Raw genomic sequence first — 21680 nt, forward strand, 5'->3', positions numbered from 1 at the left:
CACAATAGACTGAATTAGTAAATAATTAACAGTTATCAGTACACGTTTAGTAAGAACTGATAACTGGTAATGAAAAACATGAATGACATTAGAATGTCAGATGTTTATTTGTCGTAATCGTTAAGTAGAATTATGTCTTTCTCAAGTGGAGTTTTTTCACCTGTATCTATCAACATCCCAGTCTCTTTAGAGGTAGCTGGATCTGCTGAAGACAAAGTTGGAGCAGCGTTAAGCCCTTCTACTGGGTCTGGCGCTGAAACGTAGATCGTTGGTGTACGGTCTATTTCCACTTCATTATTTTTGGATGGCTGATTATCTGCAATTGTGCGGTCTCGATCGCGATCGCCTTGATTTTGAGCAACCGATGCATTCTCTGCTGCACTTTGTACAGATTGGTTAAAATCTTGTGCTGTATTCTGTACCGCATCTGATGCATTTGCTGTGGTTTTCTTAATCCCCTCAGATGCACGGTTTACTGTATCTTTTGTCGTGTCCGCCGCACTTTGTACAACTTGGTTAACACCTTGCGCTGTATTTTGTACTGCGTCTGCTGTTCCTTGTGCTGCACCTTGTACAGCTTGGTTAACACCCTGCGCTGTATTTTGTATTGCGTCTACAGTACCTTCCACGGTTTGCTTGGCTACTTCAGTGACACCTCGAGCTGTATTCTGTACGGTATCTACTGTACCTACTAAAGCTTGTGTGGCTCCCTCAGTAACACCCTTTGCAGTATCTACTGCACCACCTACGATCGCTTCAGTAGCTCCTTCAGCGATACTTTTTACGGCTTGCCCTAGACCTTTCCCTGTGTGGCTAAGACCTTCACCTATAGTCTTTGAAGCAACTCCTATCCCTTTTGCTGCAGTATTAAAGCCTTGACCTACTCTCTTACCAGCAAAAGCACCAATTAATGACCCCAATGTACCGGCAACGAGTCCTCCTATTAATGCTCTAGTTAACATAGGATTCATACCTTCGTTAGCTGCTTGAACATTGGATTGACTGGAACTGACGCGGTTAACGTCATTGTTTTTAGAGACACCAGCATCTATGTTAATGTTTGCTGAACCTGCATGAGGTTGAGTAGAACTGACGCGATTAGCATCATAGTTTCTATATCCAGTATCTACACTAGTGCTTGCTGAACCTATATCAGGTTGAGCAGAAGTCACGCGATCGCGTAGCGGTTGCCTTGTAGCATCAGTATTTACACCCTGTCTGTCCGAAGCCTGCCTGCTTTCTTGCATAGTAATTATTCCCTTAATCAAAAAGGTTCAACGTTCATTTGTTGAAGTTCTCAAAAGCAAATCTAACGATTCAAAATAAGGTTTTAACCGTTCTAAGGGTATATACAATCAATTAATTTTTGTTCTAGAAAGTATAGTCTTTAGGCGTAGTTATGAACAAATAAGTATTGTACGAAAATTTTCAATTTTCTACGAATATGCACTGACTTGTAAGTACAAGTATTATCAGTAAGAAATTTATCTTAATGTACTTTGTATTGCTTTATGCTTTGTCAATAACTGACAATATCTCTCATTCTTCTTTGCTAACATCCACTTTTCTTTAAAAATTGCTGCCGATTCAGCTTTAACAGGGTCTACTTCATTTGGCAAAATATCTTTTCTAGCTTTAGCCTCAGCTTCTTGAGAAATTTCCTTTTGAGGATTTGTTTTGTATTTTTTTCCACTCTTATGATTGGCATAGCGACGCGATCTTGTATAGCCCATCTGTAAGAACTTACGTGCCATATCAGCCCCAACCAAATCATCTCGCTCCAAATATTCAAGAAACATTTGGTAGATTTTTTCGCTTGATTGTCTTGCAATGTCAGGAGTTTTAAACCGCCAGTGAGGTAGAATCTCTGACTTATACGGTTCTACCAACAACACTCCCTGTTCGCCTTTACCAACGCGATAGAGTTCGGGATTTTTTCGGAAATCAATATTTTTAAAATCTAACGAGTAATCAAAAGACATGAAAAGGAATCCTAAAAATCTGGTTGCTAGTTAGCTACACTCAATAGCATGGTAAAATGAACTCAAACTACTTCGGTCTAAACTAGTCAAATTCGCCTACCCATGCTACCAAGTTCCCAATCTCTTAAAAACGCCCTAAATGTAGGAGATCTGCGACAAGTACATCACATAGCCCTCAACGTGCATAATATGCAAGCGTCAAGGCAATTCTACAATGGCATTTTGGGCTTGCACGAGTTAACAGGTGATGAAGTTCCTGCAACTTTAATAGATTTAGTAGCACAAGGAAAAGTAGCCAATTTTGTCACCCCCGATGGCACTATCCTCGATTTATTTTGGGAACCAGACTTACCACCACCAGACCCAAACCCAGAACGAACTTTTACCAGAGCATATCACTTGGCATTTGACATCTCTCCTGAGTTATTCGATCGCGCAGTAGAAGTTTTGGGAGAAAATCAAATTGCGATCGCCCACGGACCAGTTACTCGTCCAACAGGAAGAGGAGTCTACTTTTACGACCCCGATGGTTTTATGATAGAGATTCGCTGCGATCCAATAGGAGATAAGGAAGAGTGAGGGAGTGAGGGAGTGAGGGAAAGAATGATGCCAAATGACCACTAACCACTAACCACTAACTACTAACCACTAACAAATAATGATCGATCCCAAGACATACCAAGTCATAGAAGAGGCAATCAAGAGACCTCCCATTACACACGATCCGCAAAGGCAATCATTAAAAGCTTGGGCAATGTATTGTTTGCGCGATCGCGGTTTCATGGTAACATATGCTCAAACTGGTGACTTTGCCATAGAAACCAGAGGTGGAGACAAGATATATTTCAAAGTCACAGAGAATACAACAGATTTAGACAGCCAATTTGCATGGATTGTTTGGGATAGTACAAACAAAAGTGCTAGTCTCATTCAACCACAAAAATAACCGCGTTCTCGACGCTGTATCATTGGATTTACCCCCCTTAATCCCCCCTTATAAAGGGGGGAAGCAAGAAACTTAAATTTAGTTCCATCCCCTTATAAAAGGGGAGGGTTAGGGAGGGGTAAAACTATCAGAGAGGTTTCTCAAACACCATAAAATGTTGCTGAGGTAAAAAGTTTTTTGTTTCCCGCCAAACCAAACCGACAGATTGCATTTCCTTCTTCACTTGTTTCTGAGTCATTTTATGCAAAGCTTTGATAGCAATAAAAGGGTTTTCGCCCCGATACTCAACGAGTACAACACGACCACCAGGTTTCAGCCCACGAACAATTCCTTCCATCATCTCTCGCGGATACTCAAACTCGTGATAAGCATCCACCATCAAAGCCAAATCAATGCTCTCTGGTGGTAGTTTGGGATCGCTAAGAGTCGCCAAAATAGGTTCGATATTTGTAATCTTCCTTTCTTGCTTAAAAAACTCAATAATCTCCAACATTTCTGGCTGAATATCCACAGCCAAAACCTTTCCCTTAGAAACTAGAGGTGCAATCCGAAAACTCATGTAACCCGTACCAGCCCCAATATCCGCCACAATATCGCTAGATTTGAGATTGAGACCATTCACCACTTTGCTAGGCTGTTCCTCACCCTCCCGGCTTGGTCTTTCCAACCAACCCGCCCCCAAGTGTCCCATGACTTTAGCTATCTCACGACCCATATAAAATTTACCAATTCCATCTGGATTATGAAGACGCCGTTGTTCGTAAACAACTGAGGATGATGCAGAATCCGCGTTCGCGTAGCGGCTGCTTTGCAGCATCGCGATTTCATTAAAGCCAAACACCCAAAAATATAACACTCCAAAAATAACTACAGTCAAAGGTAAAAAAACAGATTTTACTTTAGCCATTGGTCATTGGTCAGGTGATTACTGGTCACTGGTCACTGGTCAGGTGATTACAAATGGTTCTAGTTCGCGATCGTACCACTCTCCTTGAAACCGCTCTTTGATAAATGGTCTAATAATAAACTTGGCTGGGGAACCAGCGCAAACGTCTATTCGTACAAAAGAGTAGGGAAGTCGTTTGCGATTGTCGTATCCTTTGCGACCAACAAAAAGAAATGAATCAGCAATCTTACGAGTATGACTTCCTGTTATATCTTCAAAAGTTTCCATCAATTCCGATCCTTCCTCTCGTTGACGGCGGGGACGGCGACCGCTACCACCAGCAATAATACAATGGATATGGGAATCTCCGTGTCCGGTATCAGTTGTGCGGAGATACTCCAAACAATGGGCATGACCGTTTAATATCAGATCGACTACCGGACGCCCTTTGGTCAGAGAACCTACAGTTTCAGCGACACCATCAAACACCCAACGCAAGCGATGACGAACTGCTAAAGTTTGTGCTTGATGCCATTTGCTTGCTTCAGTCACGTAGGGTGGATGGTGAAAGTAAACAACTCGTCCGCGTACTTCCTGAGTATTCCACGATTCAATTAACCTTTGCTTGAGCCAGTTCAGTTGTTCAAAGTCTACTGGCGGTGCTTGATGAGCTTCTAGTTGTTTCTCGATATCAATTTTCACTTCATCAATTTGGTACAACTTACTTTTGAGCGCATCGAGTTGTTCGGCTTCTTTGGCAACATCTGGATTGAGGCGAGAACAAGCTTCTAAAATTTGCGTTTCTTCTCGTTCTATTTCATGACGGCGCTTTTCTAACTTACGGCGTTCTGTGTCTCCCTCTTTTGTGGTTGGAAGTGGAGAGGGTGCATTGAAGGTGTTGGAGTCAAGGGCAAAAAAGTCAATCCCACCATAACGAAAAGTATAATACCGATTAGGTAGGCGGGTAAATTTTCCGGGTTCGTAACGCAAACAGCGCCCCGTGTCGGTTTTAGCTGTGTAATGACTGTCTAAATGGCGTTCTAACTTATCGCCAGGGGAAAAGTGTTTGAGATAGTCAAGAAATGCTCTTGCATATGCGTTTCCTTGATAAGAACCATGCCAGCCAATTTCTATATCTTTATAACGTAGTAGGCGTCGCAGTGGTAGTGTAGTTCCTGCTATTAAGCCATACATGAACGGCACATCGTAGTAATCGTGATTACCCAGTACTGGCAAAATCGGCGTACTAAACGTCATGCGATCGTAAGCAATATCTTGATAGTTTTCTCCTCCTACTAGGAACTCACGTAATGGTTCAATAAAATTTTGCGGATAATACTCATGGGAACCTACCACATATATGACATCTCCTGTATGGAGAATAAAACGGCATTCGTTGCGTTGAGCCAGCATTAACTCTGCAATTAACCGTTGTGGGTGCTGCCCATAAGATGGCTTAGAACCGGTATCACCCATAACCATAAAGGAAAATTCTGGATTATCCGAGTTTCCATCATCCAAGACCAAACTCGTTTGATCGATTTGTCGTTGAACGAGACTCGGATGCAACCACCGCACCCGTTCTTTCATTTTTTGAATTTTTACGGGGATCGGTGGATCGAAGATATATTCCATTGTAAATTGCTGTAGAATACAAAATTTCCGAATTTTTACTATTTTTTGACCATCTATACGCCAATTGTACTTTACTGAAGGATTAATATTATAGCGCTTTTCACTTGAATCCAATACAGTTCTTGTGGGGCGGGCATCTTGCCCACCTAAAACGTCTGGGACAGACGTTCCACAAGACTATTATTCATGTATTGCAGCCAACTGAAAACCGCTATATGTCCGGCAAATTAGTTATCATAAAACCTCAGCAGACTTCTTTGCGACGCCAGATGCTTCAACGGGGGGCTTTGGGGTCCCCTTTGGGGTTGGGGGGAAACCCCCGCAACACACTGGCTCGTCTTTACGCCTTTGCTGATGGTAAATCATAATTGTTTAATTCGGTACAAGTCATTAACGGCACTTTGACGGTAAACGTTGTACCTCCTCCAACTCCCTGACTCGCTGCCTCAATTGTACCGCCGTGTAATTCGACCAACAGACGGGAGATTGCTAGCCCAATGCCTACTCCTCCGGGTGAATGACGGCTGGGCACCTCTGCCTGAGTGAAGCGTTCAAAGACATGGGGGAGAAAATCAGGAGAAATGCCAATGCCAGTATCAGTAACGGCGATCGCCGCATTACAGCCAAAGCATTCTAGCCGAATGTTGACTTGTCCTTGTTCGGGGGTGAATTTGATAGCATTGGATAGCAAATGAGCAATAACTTGTTTGAGACGAGGAGGATCTCCAAAAACAGTGACCGTCGCTGTGCGATCGAGCAAAGTTTCAAATAGTTGAATCTGCTTTGTCCGAGCTGTTGGACGCAGCGAGGTCACAACATCCTCGATTAGGGACGGGAGATCGACTTTTTGAAGCTGTAATTGAAACTTGCCTCCTAGTATGCTAGCAATATCTAGCAAATCTTGCACCAGTTTGGCTTCAACCTTAGCATTACGCTCAATCGCCTTGAGCGCACGAGTCCTTGTCTTTGGGTCAACCGAGTTGTTTTGTAATAAGCGCGACCAACCGAGAATCGTAGCCAAGGGGACTTGCAGTTCATGGGTTACGGTCAAGAGAAACTCATTCTTGAAGCGGTTAGCGGAGCGCTCAAAGCGCATTTGTGCTAATTGGAGATGAGTTTCAACCCGCGCCATCAGTTCGCGGGCAGAGAAAGGTTTGATCAAGTAATCATCCGCTCCCGTTGTCAAACCTTCGAGCGTTGCATCTTCTGTTGCCCGTGCCGACAATAAAATGATAGGAATACTTTTGGTCTGTTGGTCAGCCCGTAACGCTCTCAGCAATTGCAGCCCATCTAACTCTGGCATCATCACATCACTAAGTACCAGGTCAGGAGGGTGTTGTTGGATTTGGGCCAGAGCGATCGCTCCATTGGCTGCTGTCTCCACCTGCCATCGTTCGCTCAACAACCGCTTCAGGTAGGCACGCATATCCGCGTTGTCATCCACCAGGAGAATGCGGGGGATTGGGGATTGGGTACTAGGGATTGGGGATTGGGTACTAGGGATTGGGGATTGGGAATTGAGGAAGTTTTTCTCCCCTGCTCCCTGCTTTTTCCCAGTCCCCTGTCCCCATTGCCCCTTATCCCCAGAGGGGACCCCGAGTTCCCCTGTCCCTTCTTCTGATACCCAACCTAATGCTTCCTCTACATAGACAGTTACATCTGTTGCCGTTGAGGTTAGGGTTTGATGCGATCCAATCTGTTCGGGGGGGAGATGAGTTAATCCGGTTGGAATGGATACCTTAAAGCAACTGCCTTCCCCTTCAATACTGCTAACTTGAATCGTGCCGCCATGCAGTTTGACGAACTCCTGGACTAGAGACAAGCCAATCCCCGATCCTTCAAAGCTCCGCCCCCTGGCTTTTTTCACCTGGTAGAACCGTTCAAACAAGCGAGGCAGTTGTGCGACTGCAATGCCAATGCCCGTGTCTTGCACGGTTAACTTAACAGAGTCGCTAGTCGATGTCAAACGGACTGTAATCTCGCCTGCAAAGGTAAACTTAAACGCATTGGAGAGCAAATTGAGGACGATCTTTTCCCACATAGAGCGATCGACATACACTGGCGACCTTTGGGGTGGGCAATCAATCACCAGTTGCAAGCCCGCCTGCTCGATGGCTGACTCGAATGAACTCGCTAGTTCTGTCGTAAAGGTTGCCAGATCGGTCGGCTCGTAAACTGCCTGAATGCGATCCGCTTCAATGCGTGAAACGTCAAGCAGGGTATTGACGAGCTTCACCAGCCGAATCGCGTTTCGATACGCCAGTTGCAGTTGCGATTGTTGGCCAGGAGTCAGAGGATGTGCAAGATCGCTCAAGGTCTCTTGAATAGAACTGATTAACAGGGTCAGGGGGGTACGAAACTCATGACTAACGTTACTAAAAAACGCACGCATCGCTTCTTCTGCCCGCTTGCGAGCGCTTAAGTCAAAGGCACATAAGATGCCCACCTCAGTGCGATCGTCTAAGCGTCCGCCGCCAATTAAAATCGGAATCCGATGCCCGTCTTTGTGAATGAATTCTTTTTCATACGGCGTGCAAACCCCATCCGCCTCGACTTCGGCTACGGCTTGTTCGTCCCGATCTTGGTATTCGGGCGGCGTTAGCTCAGTCAAACGAATACTTCCGGCTTCGAGTTCTGCGCGGGTGTAGCCAATTAAATGAAGCAGCGCATCGTTCGCGTCGGTAATGTCGCCAGTCGTCGTCCAAACGCCCATTGCCACCATATTATTGAAAAACGTGCTCCTGAAACGCGCTTCCGATTCGCGCAAGGCTGTTGCTGCCTGTCGCTGCTCAATCAAGTCGGCAGCTTGACGAACCAGTAAATCGAGAAACCGCAGTTCGCGATCGCTCGGTCGATGGTGTTTGCGCCAGTGGGTTGAAACTATGCCCATCGGTTTGCCCGAACGAGTGATGAGCGGAGTGGACTGACCAGAGAAATACCCCGCGTTTGTATGCAGTCGCCCAGAGCTGTCGGGGTCGTCACTCTCAGGCACATCAAAATCAACAAAGGTGCGCTTGCCTGCTGCCAATGCCCTGCCACAAGGCGTGTTTGAACCCGCGTCAACGCGCTGGAAATGCTCGGTCATCGCTCGCTCGAAGCCCTGCGTGGCGAGCAGCATCAATTGTTGCGTCGCTTCATCGAGAACTTGAAAGGAGCCAGCATCCGCCTGCGTGAGTGCGATCGCGGTTGCCACAATCTCTTGATAAAGCGTCTGAATGTCGTCTTCGGCGACGAGCCTTGTACTTAGGTCGTGCAACAGTTGCATATCTTGCAAGTCTGTTGCCATCGCAGCTTCGGTTTGCTTGCGCTCGCTAATGTCATAGGAAACAGCAAGTACTGCATAAACTTCGCCGTCGGTCGAACGCAACGGCGTTCCGCGTGAGATGAATGAGCGATTGTGGGCGTTGTGCTCATGCTCAAACGGCTCACCAGCCAGCGCCCGACGGTAAAACGCCTCATAATACGCTGCCAATTTAGGCGGCAGCACCTCGAAAATGGTGCGCCCAACCAGGTCTTCGGGTTTGAATCCAGCACCGGACAACGCTTCTCCTTCAGCCAGCAAGTACCGCAGATCGCGATCGACGACAAACATAGCCCCTCCGGGCAGATTCTCAATCAAAGCCTGCGAACGGGCTTCAGATTCGCGTAAAGCAATCTCCGCCTGCTGTTCGCTTGAGTCATACATCCCCCCTGCCATGGGCTTTGCCTGTTTGTCCTGGGTTTGTCGCTGATTCAACCGGAGTGCAGCAACACTAAAGTCTGCTAGACTTGTCATCACCCGCACGTCTTCACTGTCAAATGACCGTTGTCCGAAGTGTGACATAATCCAGATAACGCCCAGGGCTTGATTATCCGCAATCAACGGTAGCATTAATGCTTCAACGATGGGAATCTTTGCTGCCTGTAGATCGGTAAAATAACGTTCTGGATAAGCATATAGCACGGGAGTACCACGTTCAAGGCAAACTCCACAAGGACTTTCAAAGCGTTTTGTAGTGCTACCAAAGTACTGTTCTAACTCTCCTGCCAACACGTCAGCGCCAAAGACTGCTTCCCCATTAACAGTTGTCGTCAGCAAGCTAATACCTGCTGTTTGAGCCTGACATAGCTCTCGCGCCATCTCCACCAGAGTTGGCAGTAGCGTTTCTGGAGCACGTGCCATCTGCTGTGCCAGGGATTGCATTGCCATAGCTTGAGAACGCCAGTTTGGAGACCGGGGCGCACGCCAAGATAACTCCTCAGTAATCAAAACGTCATTGAGTGTAGTTCTTTGTGGCTCTTGTCGCTGCATGGCACCGATACCCCAACCTCCTGTGAGTGTTTTCGGTCACTGGTCACTGGTTACTGGTCACTGGTCACTGGTCACTGGTTACTGCTCACTGCTCATTGGTAATTCTACTCGAAAAGTTGAGCCTTCTCCTAGTTTGCTTTCAACTGTGATGGTTCCTTTCATTAATCGTACTAACTTATCTACGATCGCTAATCCCAATCCGACACCTCCTTGCTTGCGAGTCGTAGACTTATCGACTTGCCAAAATTCTGTGAAAATGTGTGCTACTTCTGATTCGGGAATACCAATACCAGTGTCTTTCACCATTAACACCAAGCGATCCCCTTTGACTTGTTGTATCTCTACAAATACGCCGCCTGTTTCTGTAAACTTAATCGCATTAGTTATCAAGTTAGTAACCGCCTGTTGTAAGCGATCGCGATCGTTAATAATGTTGGGATTTTTTAGTTCTGAGTGTAGAATCAAAGTTAAGTTTTTTCGTTCTGCTAGAGGTTTCAACTCTTCTACGATTCTTGTGACTAACTCTACAAAATTCACCTCTTGTAGATTTAACTCAAGCTTACTTGTTTCCAGTTTACAAAAATCTAATATATCTTCAATTAGCTTTAAAAGATGCTTGCCACTTTGAACAATTTTTTCCACCATCTCTCTTAATTCTGGTGGTAACAGATGGTAGTAGCGACGCAACAACAGTTGAGAAAATCCCAAAATAATATTCATTGGTGTACGCAGTTCGTGAGATATAACTGCTAACATTTGGGATTTAAACAGAGACACTTCCTGTAGTTTTAAATTTTGAATTTGAATTTTATTTAGTTTTTCTTCTGCCTGTTTGCGAGATGTGATATCTCTGAGCAGCCACCGCCACCCGATTGGTTTTCCTTCATTATCTCGTATAGTTTTTACTGTCAGGCTAGCATCAAATATATCTCCTTGACGAGGCTGTATGCTAATTTCCCACTCCTGCATTCCCTCCATATCAAACAAGCGTTGTAATTGATATCGAAAAGCTCGACGCTCTTCTGAGGGAAAAAAGCTAACAAGTGGTTTTCCTATCAGAAAGTTTTTAGAGATTTTTAGCAAGTGCGCTGCAGCATAATTCGCTTCTAAAATTTTTCCTTGAGCATCTGTTACCAGATAACCGTCAGGAGCAAAATCAAATAATTCTTGATACCGTTTGCGTTCTGTTGCTGTTTGATGAAAAGCTATTGCCAACTGCTCGTTTTGCTGACGCAATTCTTCCTCTGCTACGTGCAGTTCTTCCAAAGCAGTCCGAAGTTCCTCGAAAGCCTCAGCTAACAGGTCTTGTTGTCCTTCTGGCGATTCACTGACACGGTGATGTAGAAGCTGGGTGTTTCGGCGCACCTCATGAACTTGCCTACCAAAGTTTTCCAGATTCACGGGCTTTCCTCTTGTCCTCTCCTCCACTGTAAAGATACTTATCTCCTCAAGAGATTGAATCTATCTACTAGGTTAATAGTGCGATCGCGATTCTAATAAATCTTGGTTACTTCTTCTGATTATATTATCCTCCTGATGATAAAACAATGAGATGTCATAGCCAAGAAAAAAACTTTTTTTCACTTTTCACCTTTTGGGACTATTCCTCTTGTTCGCGTTCCTCCATCAATAGGATGACGCCTTGAATGTTGTTTCGTGCGACTAACAGGGGAGTGCAAATGACGTGGCATTGAATAGCTCGACCTCGACGGTTTCTTGCGTCTAGCACCACTTCATGATAATCGCACTCTCCGTTTATAATAGACCGAATTGGGGCTCTAATTGGTTCTAACGGCAAACCGATATCCAAACTCATCAAGTGTTTGGAAAAAACTTCATCAAACCTCAAACCCCATAAATCTTCAGATTTCCGGTTCCATATTAAAATATGTAAATCGGGGCTGAGAACAACAACTCCGGCACGAAGGCTGGTGAGAATGGATTCCAAAAAGCTATTGACTCTGTTTAGTTCTTCACTGCGTTGGCGTAGTTCTTCATTCATTGTCTGCAACTCCTCATTCGTGGATTGCAGTTCTTCATTCATGGTTTCTAGTTCTTCGTTTGTAGATTGAAGTTCTTCGTTGGTAGTTTCTAACTCTTCTACAGTCGATTGGAGTTCTTCGTTAGTGGTTTCTAATTCTTCGTTAGTAGATTGCAGTTCTTCATAAGCGGTTTCTAATTCTTGGTTAGCGTGTACTAGTTCTTGCTGTAAATTTTTAAAGCGGGTAACATCTGCAAAAATAATTTTTATACCTAATAGCTCGTCAGTGTTATCATCTAACAAAGGCACGATCTGTATGTCCAAATATTTTATGCCTCTGTCGGACGTACTCCACTCAATGTCTTTTAATAAGATCCCGCGACGACTGGTACGAACTTGATCGATACGCGATCGCAATTCCACTGGTCGGTAGGAAAGCTCCAAATCCTGCAAAGGACGACCTAAATCCCTGGGGTTGAGATGAAATAAGTTACGGGCTTCAGCATTAGATAGGATAACTATGCCATTGAGATCCACAACGATTTGGGCAATGGGGTCGATTTCAAAAGTTGCTTCATGAACTCGTATGCGATCGACCATTTCTGGAACAGCTTGCTGCCTGCTAGTATGAGCGATGTTTAATAGCATATCGCGCAAGTTGTCGTTTGGAACTTTAATAAATACCCGTTGTCGTAATTCTAACGGAGTGAATGAATGGTTGCGACTAAACAACATTTCTGCTTTCCCCAAAAAGAGAAAGCCGTTATCGTTGAGAGCAAAATGAAAGCGATCGAGAATTTTAGCTTGAGTTTCAGTATTGAAATACATTAAAGTATTCCGACATACTAGTAAATCAATTCTGGAAATAGGTGCATCTTGAACCAAATCGTGACGACCAAAAATTACGCAGCGACGTAACTCTTTCTGAACAGCATAGCGACCATTCACTTGCTCAAAGTACTTCTCTTGTAACTTTGGGGGAACACTTTGCACTTCTTTAGCACTATAGTGTGCTTGACGAGCAATATTGAGAGCGTCCTCATCCACATCCGTCGCAAATACCTTCACTCGCGCTGTGTACTGTTCCATTCCCAGTGCTTCTGCTAGCAAAATTGCTAAGGTATAGGTTTCTTCCCCAGAAGCACAACCAGCACTCCACAGGCGGATGGGTTTGCTCGGGTGTTTGTTAGCTATAATCTGAGGAATAATTTCGTTTGCTATGTACTCCCAAGCTTGTACATCTCGAAAAAAAGCCGTAACGTTAATCAGGATTGTATTAAATAGTTCGACAAACTCATCTGGGTGTACTTCTAAGTAATCCAAGTACTCAGAATAGTTTTCTATATCGAGCGCTTGCATACGTTTTCGTATTCGACGACTTAGGCTTGTGCGTTTGTAACCGCTAAAATCAAATCCTCTACTGCGTTTGATATATTCTAATAAGTTTTCCAAGTTAGGATTGGGTTCATTGCTACTCATGCTATATTTTATACTTTATGAAAGTTTAGCCAAACGATATTGAGCTATCATTTTAATAAAAAATATAGTAGGAAAAAAGACTTAGAATGCAGCAAACTTTTAACTATTCCTCAATTTGTTCATCTAGGCTCAAAGAAGATAAATCTTTATCTTTTGTTATACCATCGCCCGTAAGAAGTACATCTTGAATGATAGCAGCACGCTTTTGAGCATCTTTTGCCTCTTCTTCTAATTTTATTGCCGAGAGAGTTTGGTTGCGATCGCGCATTCGTCGAGACATACGATTTGCTAGAGAAGCTTTCTCTTCTAATGCTCTAAGCGCACTCCACAATGCATCCTCTAAAGCATCAGATTGTTTTGCTAAGAGCGTTGCTGCAGAAAAAGCATGACCCGTGCGGCATCGGAATCGCAACAAATCCCCTTGAGACAGATCCCAAAGAGTACCACCACAATCAGGACAACCAAAAGGGGATGGCTTGCCCGGTTTATCGTCGTTGTGAAGTTGTGCCATCTTCATCTCTGCTAAATCAGATTCAAATACTATCTCCTTTGGAATAGGATTTTCTCCCACAACTTCCACTGGCGTGTTTACCAAATCTACCAATTTACTTGGTAGATGTGAGAGTGGCAAAATATAGTCAATATCATCTACATTCTCAATCGCACTGCGCGGCATTCCCGCATACAATGCATCATCGGGACTTTGAACAACAGCTAGACCACCTCGTATTTTTACTGCTTTTAATCCTGCCGTACCATCATCAAGATTACCTGTCAATACTACACCAATGACTCGTCCCCCGTATGCTCTTGCAGCAGTACGAAACAGGGGATCTATTGCAGGACGATGACTATTTTCCCTTGGGCCTCGCGTAAGTTGTAAAGTTCCCGGTTTGACTAATAAGTGATAATCTGGTGGGGCAATATAAATTCGTCCAAGCAACAGGGGTTCGCCATCTCGAGCGTGCGCGGTTGGCAAGTTCCCGGCTCTTTCAAGAATGCGGGGTAAAACGCTACTACTGTGGCTAGGTACGTGTAAGACTACTAGTACAGCAGCATTCAGGTCTTGTGGCAAATTTTTCACTAAGACACTCAGTGCTTCGACTCCGCCCGCCGATGCTCCGACAACAACAATGTCGTGTCCGGGCATTTTTTATTCCTCCTTGTTTTTCATAGCAGAGTCACGCTACACTGCTTAAGCTTATGTTAGCAAAGCCGGATAATTAATTTACCTAACTTTTATGTAACTTATTATATTAGTAGTTGCCAGACAAATAAATATGTCTTTTAGCATGAAAATTACCTACGCTCCTGAAGTTGATATTTTGAGAATTATTTGGAGCAATATGCCCATAGAAGAAAGTGATGAGGAGAAACCAGGTGTTATTTTTGATTATGACCAATCTGGAAATTTAGTAGGATTGGAAATTATAGATGCTTCCAAGCGAATGGACAATCCACGTAATGTTGAATACTCAATTGATGAAAAATTCTAATTTTTGTGAAAGTTAAGTAATTAAACTAAAATAAATGCACTCATGTAAAGTTGGGCATAGGGCAAAGCAAAAACACGCTTCATTCGGTAATCTCTCGATCTGGTGCCAAGGCTTGTGAATGCAGACGGAGAGGCTCTACCGAGCGAGAGACGGGAGGCGGAGCCTCTAGAAAGGCATTCCCTGGCGGAGCCTGGGATCGAGTGAGGGGTGAAGTAAATTTAAGAGGCTTTCACTTGACGTTGTTGCACTCGTTCGGGACTACCTGTAGGAATTGACGCAATGAGTTTCTGGGTATATTCTTCTTTAGGTTCTCGATAAATTGTCTCGGCTGTACCCTGCTCAACAATTTGACCGCGATTCATCACTAAAATGCGATCGCTCATAAATTTTACTACACTGAGATCGTGAGAAATAAAGATATAAGTCAACCCAAATTCATCTTGTAATTCTTTAAGCAAATTCAAAACTTGCGCTTGTACCGATACATCAAGGGCAGAAACGGATTCATCACAAATGATAAACTTAGGATTCAACGCTAAAGAACGGGCAATACAAATCCTTTGACGCTGTCCTCCAGAAAATTGGTGAGGATAGAGATTGATAGCATCTGCACTCAAACCCACTCTTTCTAAAAGATAAGCTACGCGATCGCGACGTTGCTGCTTACTATTATTAATAGAGTGAATCACCAAAGGCTCCATAATTGCATCCCCGACCTTCATGCGAGGATCGAGGGCGCTAAAAGGATTTTGAAACACAATTTGCATTTCCCTTCGCAACTCTTGCAAAGCTTTCCCCTGAAAATGCGTTACGTCTCGTCCCTCAAACAATATTTCCCCACTCATCGGTTGAATTAATCGTAGCAAGGTTTTCCCAACAGTGGTTTTGCCACATCCAGATTCTCCCACCAATCCTACAGTTTCCCCTTTTTTCACCTCAAAGGAAACTCCATTCACTGCCATGTTGTAGTTTTTTGTACCGCCAAACCACCCCTTTATAGGAAAACCCACTTTTAAGTTGCGGACTTGCAATAAAGGCTGCTGTTGTTCCAAATTAACTAATCTTTGAGAGAATTCCTCAACCGTGACTTCTTTTGGCTGAGCTGGTTGTTTGGGCTGTATCACCACCTCTCCTGTAGGCGTTTCTTCTACTTGCATATAATCAGAAACTGTCAGAAGTTTGTGAGGGCGGCGGTTCAGGGTAGGGCGACAAGCAACTAAGCCCTTAGTATAAGGATGTTGGGGATTAGCAAAAATTTGTGTTGCAGCACCTTGTTCTACAATTTTGCCCCTATACATCACAGCAACTTTGTCAGCTGTTTCTGCAATCAGCCCCAAATCGTGAGTGATAAAAATCATTGCCATATCGCGGCGTTGCTGCAATTCCCGCAATAACTCAAGAATTGTTGCTTGAACCGTCACATCTAACGCTGTTGTTGGTTCGTCAGCGATCAATAGTAATGGGTTACATGAAATTGCCATAGCTATCATAACCCTTTGCAATTGACCGCCAGAAAGTTCGTGAGGATAACGTTCTAGAATCGATTCTTTATGCTGTTTGACCAACTGTATCAGCTTTTGCTCATTAGGAGTTGATGCAACAGAAGTTTTCCAAGTTTCTGTATACTGTTCCCGCAATGCTTCATCACTAGGAAGCAACTTCACTTCTTGCAGGCGTGCGATCGCTTGACGTTTTGCTTCTTCGGGTGATATCTTCTGATGTCGTAAAATAGCTTCTGTTAACTGAAACCCAATAGTGTACACTGGGTTGAGAGAACTCATTGGTTCTTGAAATATCATAGCAATATCGCCACCTCTGTGAAGTTGCATCTCCTCGCCAGACAACTTCTGCAAATCTATAGGCTTGCTATTTTCTTGGGGACTAAACAAAATTTCACCCCCATTTATCCTGCCCGGATTTTGTATCAAACCCATCACAGCCAGAGACGTCACTGATTTTCCGCTTCCCGACTCCCCCACTATTCCCAGAGTTTCTCCTCGGCGCAACTCAAAAGAGATACCATCCACAGCTTTGACAACTTTGATATCACCCACAAATTCAACTTGCAGATTGCGAACATCCAGAATAGTATTTCTCATAGCGATCGGGTTTAAAGCGTTGCTTATAAATATTTGGATTTTAGCAGTTAATTTTAAATTGGTAATGGTTAATTGTTAATGGTGAGTTTAGCCCTCGTTCCCATGCTCTATTGTGTCGCCCTCGTTCCCATGCTCTGCATGGGAATGCCGTCTTAAGAGGCGGAGCCTCCTGTATAAAACGAGAGGCAGAGCCTCTAAAAATGCATTCCCAGGCGGAGCCTGGAAACGAGTTGAACGACTAGACTTGCATTCCCAGGCGGAGACTGGGAACGAGTTGAACGACTAGACTTACTATTATGCACGAGATGTTATCTAGAAAGGAATGTCATCGCCACCAAAATCTTCTTCTGCAGGAGCTGAATAAGTGTTGCGCTCGAAATTCTTACTTTGGGGTATAGGTTGTTCGTCGAAGTCATCTTGAGGGGATACGCTAGATCCATTACTGACTGGATTCGATTTAGATACTGGAGAATTATAACTAGGAGTGGATTGTACAGACGCCTCAGGTGCAGGAGATGTTCTAGTAACAGGCGGTAACGAACTCATGTCAAAGCCCGTTCCTAGAGAATGAATTTTTTGTACTGTCAATTCTGCTCGTTTTTCTTTATATCCTTCCTGATGCGGTATAGTATTCATACTGAGGCGTCCTTCTATGAGAACGCGATCGCCTTGATGATAATTTTGATGAATCTGTTCGGCTAAATTGCCCCAACCTATTGCTCTTAAGGTTGCGGGAGGATCTTCTGCTCGCAATCCTTGAAACTGTACTATCATTTCGGCAAGTTCTAATCCATCTGGTGTATGACGCAATTGTGGTTCTTGGATAATTTCTACCATCAAAAGACAAATGTTCATGTAATAAATCCTCCTTAATCAAAGCTATTGTAAAAGTTAACAGACATATGTAAAAACACTATGAAATAAAGATGCTGTCATTTAGTCCGTCTTTATAAGTATTGTACGCAACACACAATTAATTTCTGGTAATGGCAATTTCCACATTCGTGAGGTATGAGAAGAAAAAATTAACCGCAGCCTGTAGCTGATGGACGCTGATAAATCTGTACCTCACTAGACTGGAAAATGCTATAGTTGTCGTGCGTTACTTTTCTAGCACAAAAGTCAAGCGATTGTCGCAAACAACTGTAAAACTGCTCGCTATCTCCGCTTGACAAGCATAGCATTTGACACTTGATTAGTATGATTGTACCATATTGTGCTGCTCTTAAAACAAAGTAGCGTTGGAAAAATCTCCCCAATAATGAAAATTCGGTGTATTATTGGCGCTGTCACTGGTCATACCATTTTGGATTTTAGATGCGTGAATGTTGGATTGAGAAAGTCATGCCTAGACTTAGTTTGAGCCAACTATCTGTTGCATTCTTTGTTCAAATTGGTGCCAATAGTTTTAAATGCTACGATTGACCCTGATTTACTACGTTTTAGCTAAAACCAAAATTCATCTCATCACTCGTCCTTACGGACTGAGTGATGAGATGAATTTTGGGGTAATCAAGTTGCATCCCCCGACCCTACGGGTGAGCAGTCGCTTCAAGTCGGCGGAGCCGCCCAACGCGCTGCTCACCTATGTTGACCGTCGGTCCAGCTGTGAGTGGGGATAGCAACCCTTACGGGTTCGCCAGTCGCTTCAACCGGGGGAACCCCGGCAACGCGCTGGCTCACTTGATTACCAATTTGCTGTGGTTGGGGCAGAGAGTCTATAAGTTCTTCCATCACTTGAGTCATTGTTTTGTCTGCCTGTGCGGCGTATAATTGTAGCTTATTTAATCTTCTTGACGATATCCTGATTTTTAATGATTTATCTTTCATAATGTACCCCCAGTGTTCTCTCTTTGATGTTAACATAGTTGTAACAAGGAGGTGATTGTAATGTTGCTTAACTATCAGTATCGAGCACAACCGAATACCAACCAAAAACTAGAACTAAATACTTGGTTGCGAATTTGCCAATACTGGTACAACAAGCAACTAGGCGATAGATTTGATTGGTGGGAAAATAACCGAAGTCGCATTGACGCTTGTTCAATAATCAGTTGTCCGTTACCACAACTACGAGACCATCCAGATTTCTATTCTCAAAAGAAACAAATTCCGTTTATAAAAGAAGACTTGTTTAAAGTAGGTCATTCTGGAGAATTGCTAGACTTTTCTCGTGTTCCTTCGCAAACATTGCAAGATGTAAGTAGGCGAGTAGATAAGGCTTTTTCTCGTTTTATTCAAGGAGATAGCAACGGAAAACGTAGTGGAAAGCCACGTTTTAAGAATGCGGCCCGCTATCGTACTATGAGGATTGAGGGACAAGCTATAACGATTGAGCGAATTGAAAAAGACTGGTTATTTTTATCAATTTCAAAGCTAAAAGGTTGGGTAAAAGTACGCTTACATCGACCTTTACCCAATGGTTTTGTATTGAGAAACGCTTTGTTGACATTGAAAGCTGATGGGTGGTACTTGACAATTTGTCTAGAAGACCCGAATGTACCTGTTTTCACACCAGATGAAATAGTCCCAACATGGGACAATACTCTGGGCTTGGACGCAGTTCTGCATGAGGATGATTATTTGGCAACTTCAGAGAATACCAAATTACCTTCTTTAAAGTCTTTCAGAAAGTCTGAAAAACGTCTGGCTAGAGTTTCTAACCGTAAATCCGCCAAGAAAAAAGGTTTCTTGGCACGCCGTAAACTAGCTAAAACGGAAGCGCGAGAACATCAACGCATTGCCAGAGCAAGGAAAGACCATGCATTTAAGACGGCTCATGCAGTAGTTCGGACAAATAAAAAAGTTTTTCTTCATGAAGATTTAAATCTTAAGGCTTTGTCAAAACGGAACAAAGCTAAACAAGACGAAAACGGGACTTATCTTCCAAATGGTCAAAGTGCTAAATCGGGACTAAACAAATCTTGGAACGATGCCGCTTTTGGACAGTTTTTTACAATCCTAGAATACATAGCTTCAAAAGCTGGGGCTAGGGTAATAGCAGTAAAACCTGCATACACATCTCAATTGCTCGCGTATCGTGATGAATTTATCTTCACTGATTGCGATCTACGCGAGTACTGGGACGAAAAAGAATTGCTTTGGGTTGACCGCGACATTAATGCCGCTATCAATTTAAAGCGTGTTGGGCACAGGATGGTTCCCAACAATAAAACGCCGTAGAGGGAATCCGGTAGTAGCTGATTCTACTACCAATAGTACCTCGAAGGAAGTTCTGGGAGTATTAAGAATGCACCAGAAGCCTACACCGACCTGTATTCAGGCGGTGTAGGTAGTTCACTGGTATTTGATAATACGACCATTGACTGTTGACCGTTAACTGTATATTCAAATATTTAAAACTCGTGGCGCAAGTTGTTTTAGAAAACGTTTATAAAAGTTTTCCTCCTCGTAAAGGGGAAGGTGTTGCATCGCCCACTCAACCAAGAACAATACCAGATAAAAGCAGTGATGCGGTTCCCCGTTCGGATAATGCGGGTGTTTTACGGCGAATTAACCTGACGGTGACAGATGGTGAATTTATGGTTCTTGTGGGACCTTCGGGTTGTGGGAAAAGCACTCTTTTGCGGTTAATTGCTGGATTGGAGGTTCTTACAGGTGGCAATATTTGGGTGGGCGATCGCTTAGTGAACGATCTTCCTCCAAAAGAGCGCGACATTGCAATGGTATTTCAAAATTATGCTCTCTACCCTCACATGACAGTATATGACAACATTGCTTTTGGATTAAGGCGTAGAGAGTTGGGGAATAGCGACTGGGGACTAGGGACTGGGAAAACTCAGGAGAATAGCTTACAACCAATCGCCAATCGCCAATCGCCAATCGCCGATTTCCTAGTGGGAGTAACTAAGAATTTACCGAAGGGGCTAAGATATATTTCTGACAAAGAACGGGCAATCGATAAACGTGTGCGTTATGTTGCTCAGTTATTACAAATAGAAGCTTTACTGAATCGTTTACCCAAACAACTTTCAGGAGGACAAAGGCAAAGAGTCGCTCTAGGACGAGCAATTGCACGGAATCCTCAAGTGTTTTTGATGGATGAACCGCTTTCTAACTTAGATGCAAAACTCCGCACGGAAACTCGCGCTCAAATTGTTAAATTACAACGTCAATTGGGTGTAACAACAATTTACGTAACTCATGACCAAACAGAAGCAATGACAATGGGCGATCGCATAGCTGTTCTCAATCGAGGTCAGCTACAGCAAGTTGCATCCCCATTAGAATTATACAATCATCCTGCCAACCGCTTCGTTGCAGAATTTATTGGTTCGCCACCAATGAATTTTATTCACATAGAGTTTCATGCACCCCTACTAATTACTAATGGAGATTTCCGCCAGACTCTACCTGACGTTTGGGGAAATGCCTTACAAAAATATGATGGTCAAACCCTCATATTAGGTATTCGTCCAGAACATTTAATTTTAAGCGTAGCCGCAACCAAAAATTTACCTGTGAAAGTCGAGTTGGTGGAAAATCTGGGCAACGATACATATCTTGCCACAAAAATACTCGACCCCAATTTTCAAAAATCTGCTTTTTCCACCAATGAGTTACAAGTCCGAGTTCCATCAGACCGAGTTATCAATTTTGGCGAACAACTTTGGTTATCTATAACACCCGAAAAAATTCACTTTTTCGATCCAGAAACAGAAGAGGCAATATTTTTGTGATTGGTTGGTGGTAATAGTTAGAGATTTCCAAGAAATAAATTATCATCTTGTGGGACGGGCGTCCTCGCCCGTCTTATACTGGTGGCGGGCGGGACGCCCCCCAGTCGCCTCAACGGGGGGAACCCCCCCTCACAAGGGTAGATTTTTTACAAATCAAGGGAGGTCGGACAAGGAAGACAAGAAGG

At 43.7% G+C, this 21680-nt stretch carries 16 protein-coding genes; 5 read left to right on the top strand and 11 right to left on the bottom strand.

Annotated features, from left to right (window positions below; translation table 11 throughout):
• Positions 1-104: 104 nt before the first annotated feature.
• Positions 105-1247 carry a hypothetical protein gene (locus tag ACKTT2_RS15280; RefSeq protein ID WP_407888292.1) on the bottom strand — a complete coding sequence of 381 codons (1143 nt, stop codon included), beginning with the start codon at positions 1245-1247 and terminating at the stop codon, positions 105-107.
• Positions 1248-1484: 237 nt separating this feature from the next.
• Positions 1485-1982 carry a DUF4385 domain-containing protein gene (locus tag ACKTT2_RS15285; protein ID WP_407888294.1) on the bottom strand — a complete coding sequence of 166 codons (498 nt, stop codon included), beginning with the start codon at positions 1980-1982 and terminating at the stop codon, positions 1485-1487.
• Between the two features lie 102 nt (positions 1983-2084).
• On the opposite strand from ACKTT2_RS15285, the gene ACKTT2_RS15290 reads away from it, so the two are divergent.
• Both ACKTT2_RS15290 and ACKTT2_RS15295 read left to right on the top strand, forming a co-directional pair.
• Entirely contained in the window at positions 2085-2561 is a 477-nt protein-coding gene (locus tag ACKTT2_RS15290) for a VOC family protein (protein ID WP_407888296.1), read from the top strand.
• Between the two features lie 79 nt (positions 2562-2640).
• Positions 2641-2928, top strand: a complete 288-nt coding sequence (locus tag ACKTT2_RS15295) for a hypothetical protein (protein ID WP_407888298.1) — start codon at positions 2641-2643, stop codon at positions 2926-2928.
• Between the two features lie 127 nt (positions 2929-3055).
• On the opposite strand, the gene ACKTT2_RS15300 is transcribed toward ACKTT2_RS15295, so the two are convergent.
• The 6 genes from ACKTT2_RS15300 to ACKTT2_RS15325 form a co-directional block, all read right to left on the bottom strand.
• Positions 3056-3745 carry a class I SAM-dependent methyltransferase gene (locus tag ACKTT2_RS15300; protein ID WP_407888338.1) on the bottom strand — a complete coding sequence of 230 codons (690 nt, stop codon included), beginning with the start codon at positions 3743-3745 and terminating at the stop codon, positions 3056-3058.
• A gap of 129 nt (positions 3746-3874) precedes the next feature.
• The gene (locus ACKTT2_RS15305) at positions 3875-5449 is read right to left on the bottom strand and encodes a metallophosphoesterase family protein (protein ID WP_407888300.1); all 1575 of its coding nucleotides are present in this window, start codon (positions 5447-5449) and stop codon (positions 3875-3877) included.
• Positions 5450-5789: 340 nt separating this feature from the next.
• The gene (locus ACKTT2_RS15310) at positions 5790-9740 is read right to left on the bottom strand and encodes an ATP-binding protein (RefSeq protein WP_407888302.1); all 3951 of its coding nucleotides are present in this window, start codon (positions 9738-9740) and stop codon (positions 5790-5792) included.
• Between the two features lie 78 nt (positions 9741-9818).
• The gene (locus ACKTT2_RS15315; RefSeq protein ID WP_407888304.1) at positions 9819-11141 is read right to left on the bottom strand and encodes a sensor histidine kinase; all 1323 of its coding nucleotides are present in this window, start codon (positions 11139-11141) and stop codon (positions 9819-9821) included.
• Between the two features lie 199 nt (positions 11142-11340).
• The gene (locus ACKTT2_RS15320; protein WP_407888306.1) at positions 11341-13200 is read right to left on the bottom strand and encodes a CheR family methyltransferase; all 1860 of its coding nucleotides are present in this window, start codon (positions 13198-13200) and stop codon (positions 11341-11343) included.
• 103 nt (positions 13201-13303) lie between these two features.
• Positions 13304-14350, bottom strand: a complete 1047-nt coding sequence (locus ACKTT2_RS15325) for a chemotaxis protein CheB (protein ID WP_407888308.1) — start codon at positions 14348-14350, stop codon at positions 13304-13306.
• 142 nt (positions 14351-14492) lie between these two features.
• On the opposite strand from ACKTT2_RS15325, the gene ACKTT2_RS15330 reads away from it, so the two are divergent.
• The gene (locus ACKTT2_RS15330) at positions 14493-14696 is read left to right on the top strand and encodes a DUF2283 domain-containing protein (protein ID WP_407888310.1); all 204 of its coding nucleotides are present in this window, start codon (positions 14493-14495) and stop codon (positions 14694-14696) included.
• A gap of 218 nt (positions 14697-14914) precedes the next feature.
• Here the strand turns inward: ACKTT2_RS15330 and ACKTT2_RS15335 are convergent, their stop codons facing one another.
• The 3 genes from ACKTT2_RS15335 to ACKTT2_RS15345 form a co-directional block, all read right to left on the bottom strand.
• Complete coding sequence (locus tag ACKTT2_RS15335; protein WP_407888312.1) at positions 14915-16795, bottom strand: ABC transporter ATP-binding protein; 1881 nt, start codon at positions 16793-16795, stop codon at positions 14915-14917.
• 312 nt (positions 16796-17107) lie between these two features.
• On the bottom strand, positions 17108-17650 hold the full coding sequence (locus ACKTT2_RS15340; RefSeq protein ID WP_407888314.1) for a single-stranded DNA-binding protein: 543 nt from the start codon (positions 17648-17650) through the stop codon (positions 17108-17110).
• Between the two features lie 726 nt (positions 17651-18376).
• Positions 18377-18661 carry a hypothetical protein gene (locus ACKTT2_RS15345; RefSeq protein WP_407888316.1) on the bottom strand — a complete coding sequence of 95 codons (285 nt, stop codon included), beginning with the start codon at positions 18659-18661 and terminating at the stop codon, positions 18377-18379.
• Between the two features lie 24 nt (positions 18662-18685).
• On the opposite strand from ACKTT2_RS15345, the gene ACKTT2_RS15350 reads away from it, so the two are divergent.
• Together ACKTT2_RS15350 and ACKTT2_RS15355 are read left to right on the top strand one after the other, a co-directional pair.
• Positions 18686-19978, top strand: coding sequence for an RNA-guided endonuclease InsQ/TnpB family protein (locus tag ACKTT2_RS15350; protein ID WP_407888318.1), 1293 nt, complete (start codon positions 18686-18688; stop codon positions 19976-19978).
• Positions 19979-20160: 182 nt separating this feature from the next.
• Entirely contained in the window at positions 20161-21495 is a 1335-nt protein-coding gene (locus ACKTT2_RS15355; RefSeq protein WP_407888320.1) for an ABC transporter ATP-binding protein, read from the top strand.
• Positions 21496-21680: the final 185 nt, after the last annotated feature.

The sequence above is a fragment of the Scytonema hankhaensis NUACC26 genome, assembly GCF_045865695.1.
GTDB lineage: Bacteria > Cyanobacteriota > Cyanobacteriia > Cyanobacteriales > Nostocaceae > Scytonema.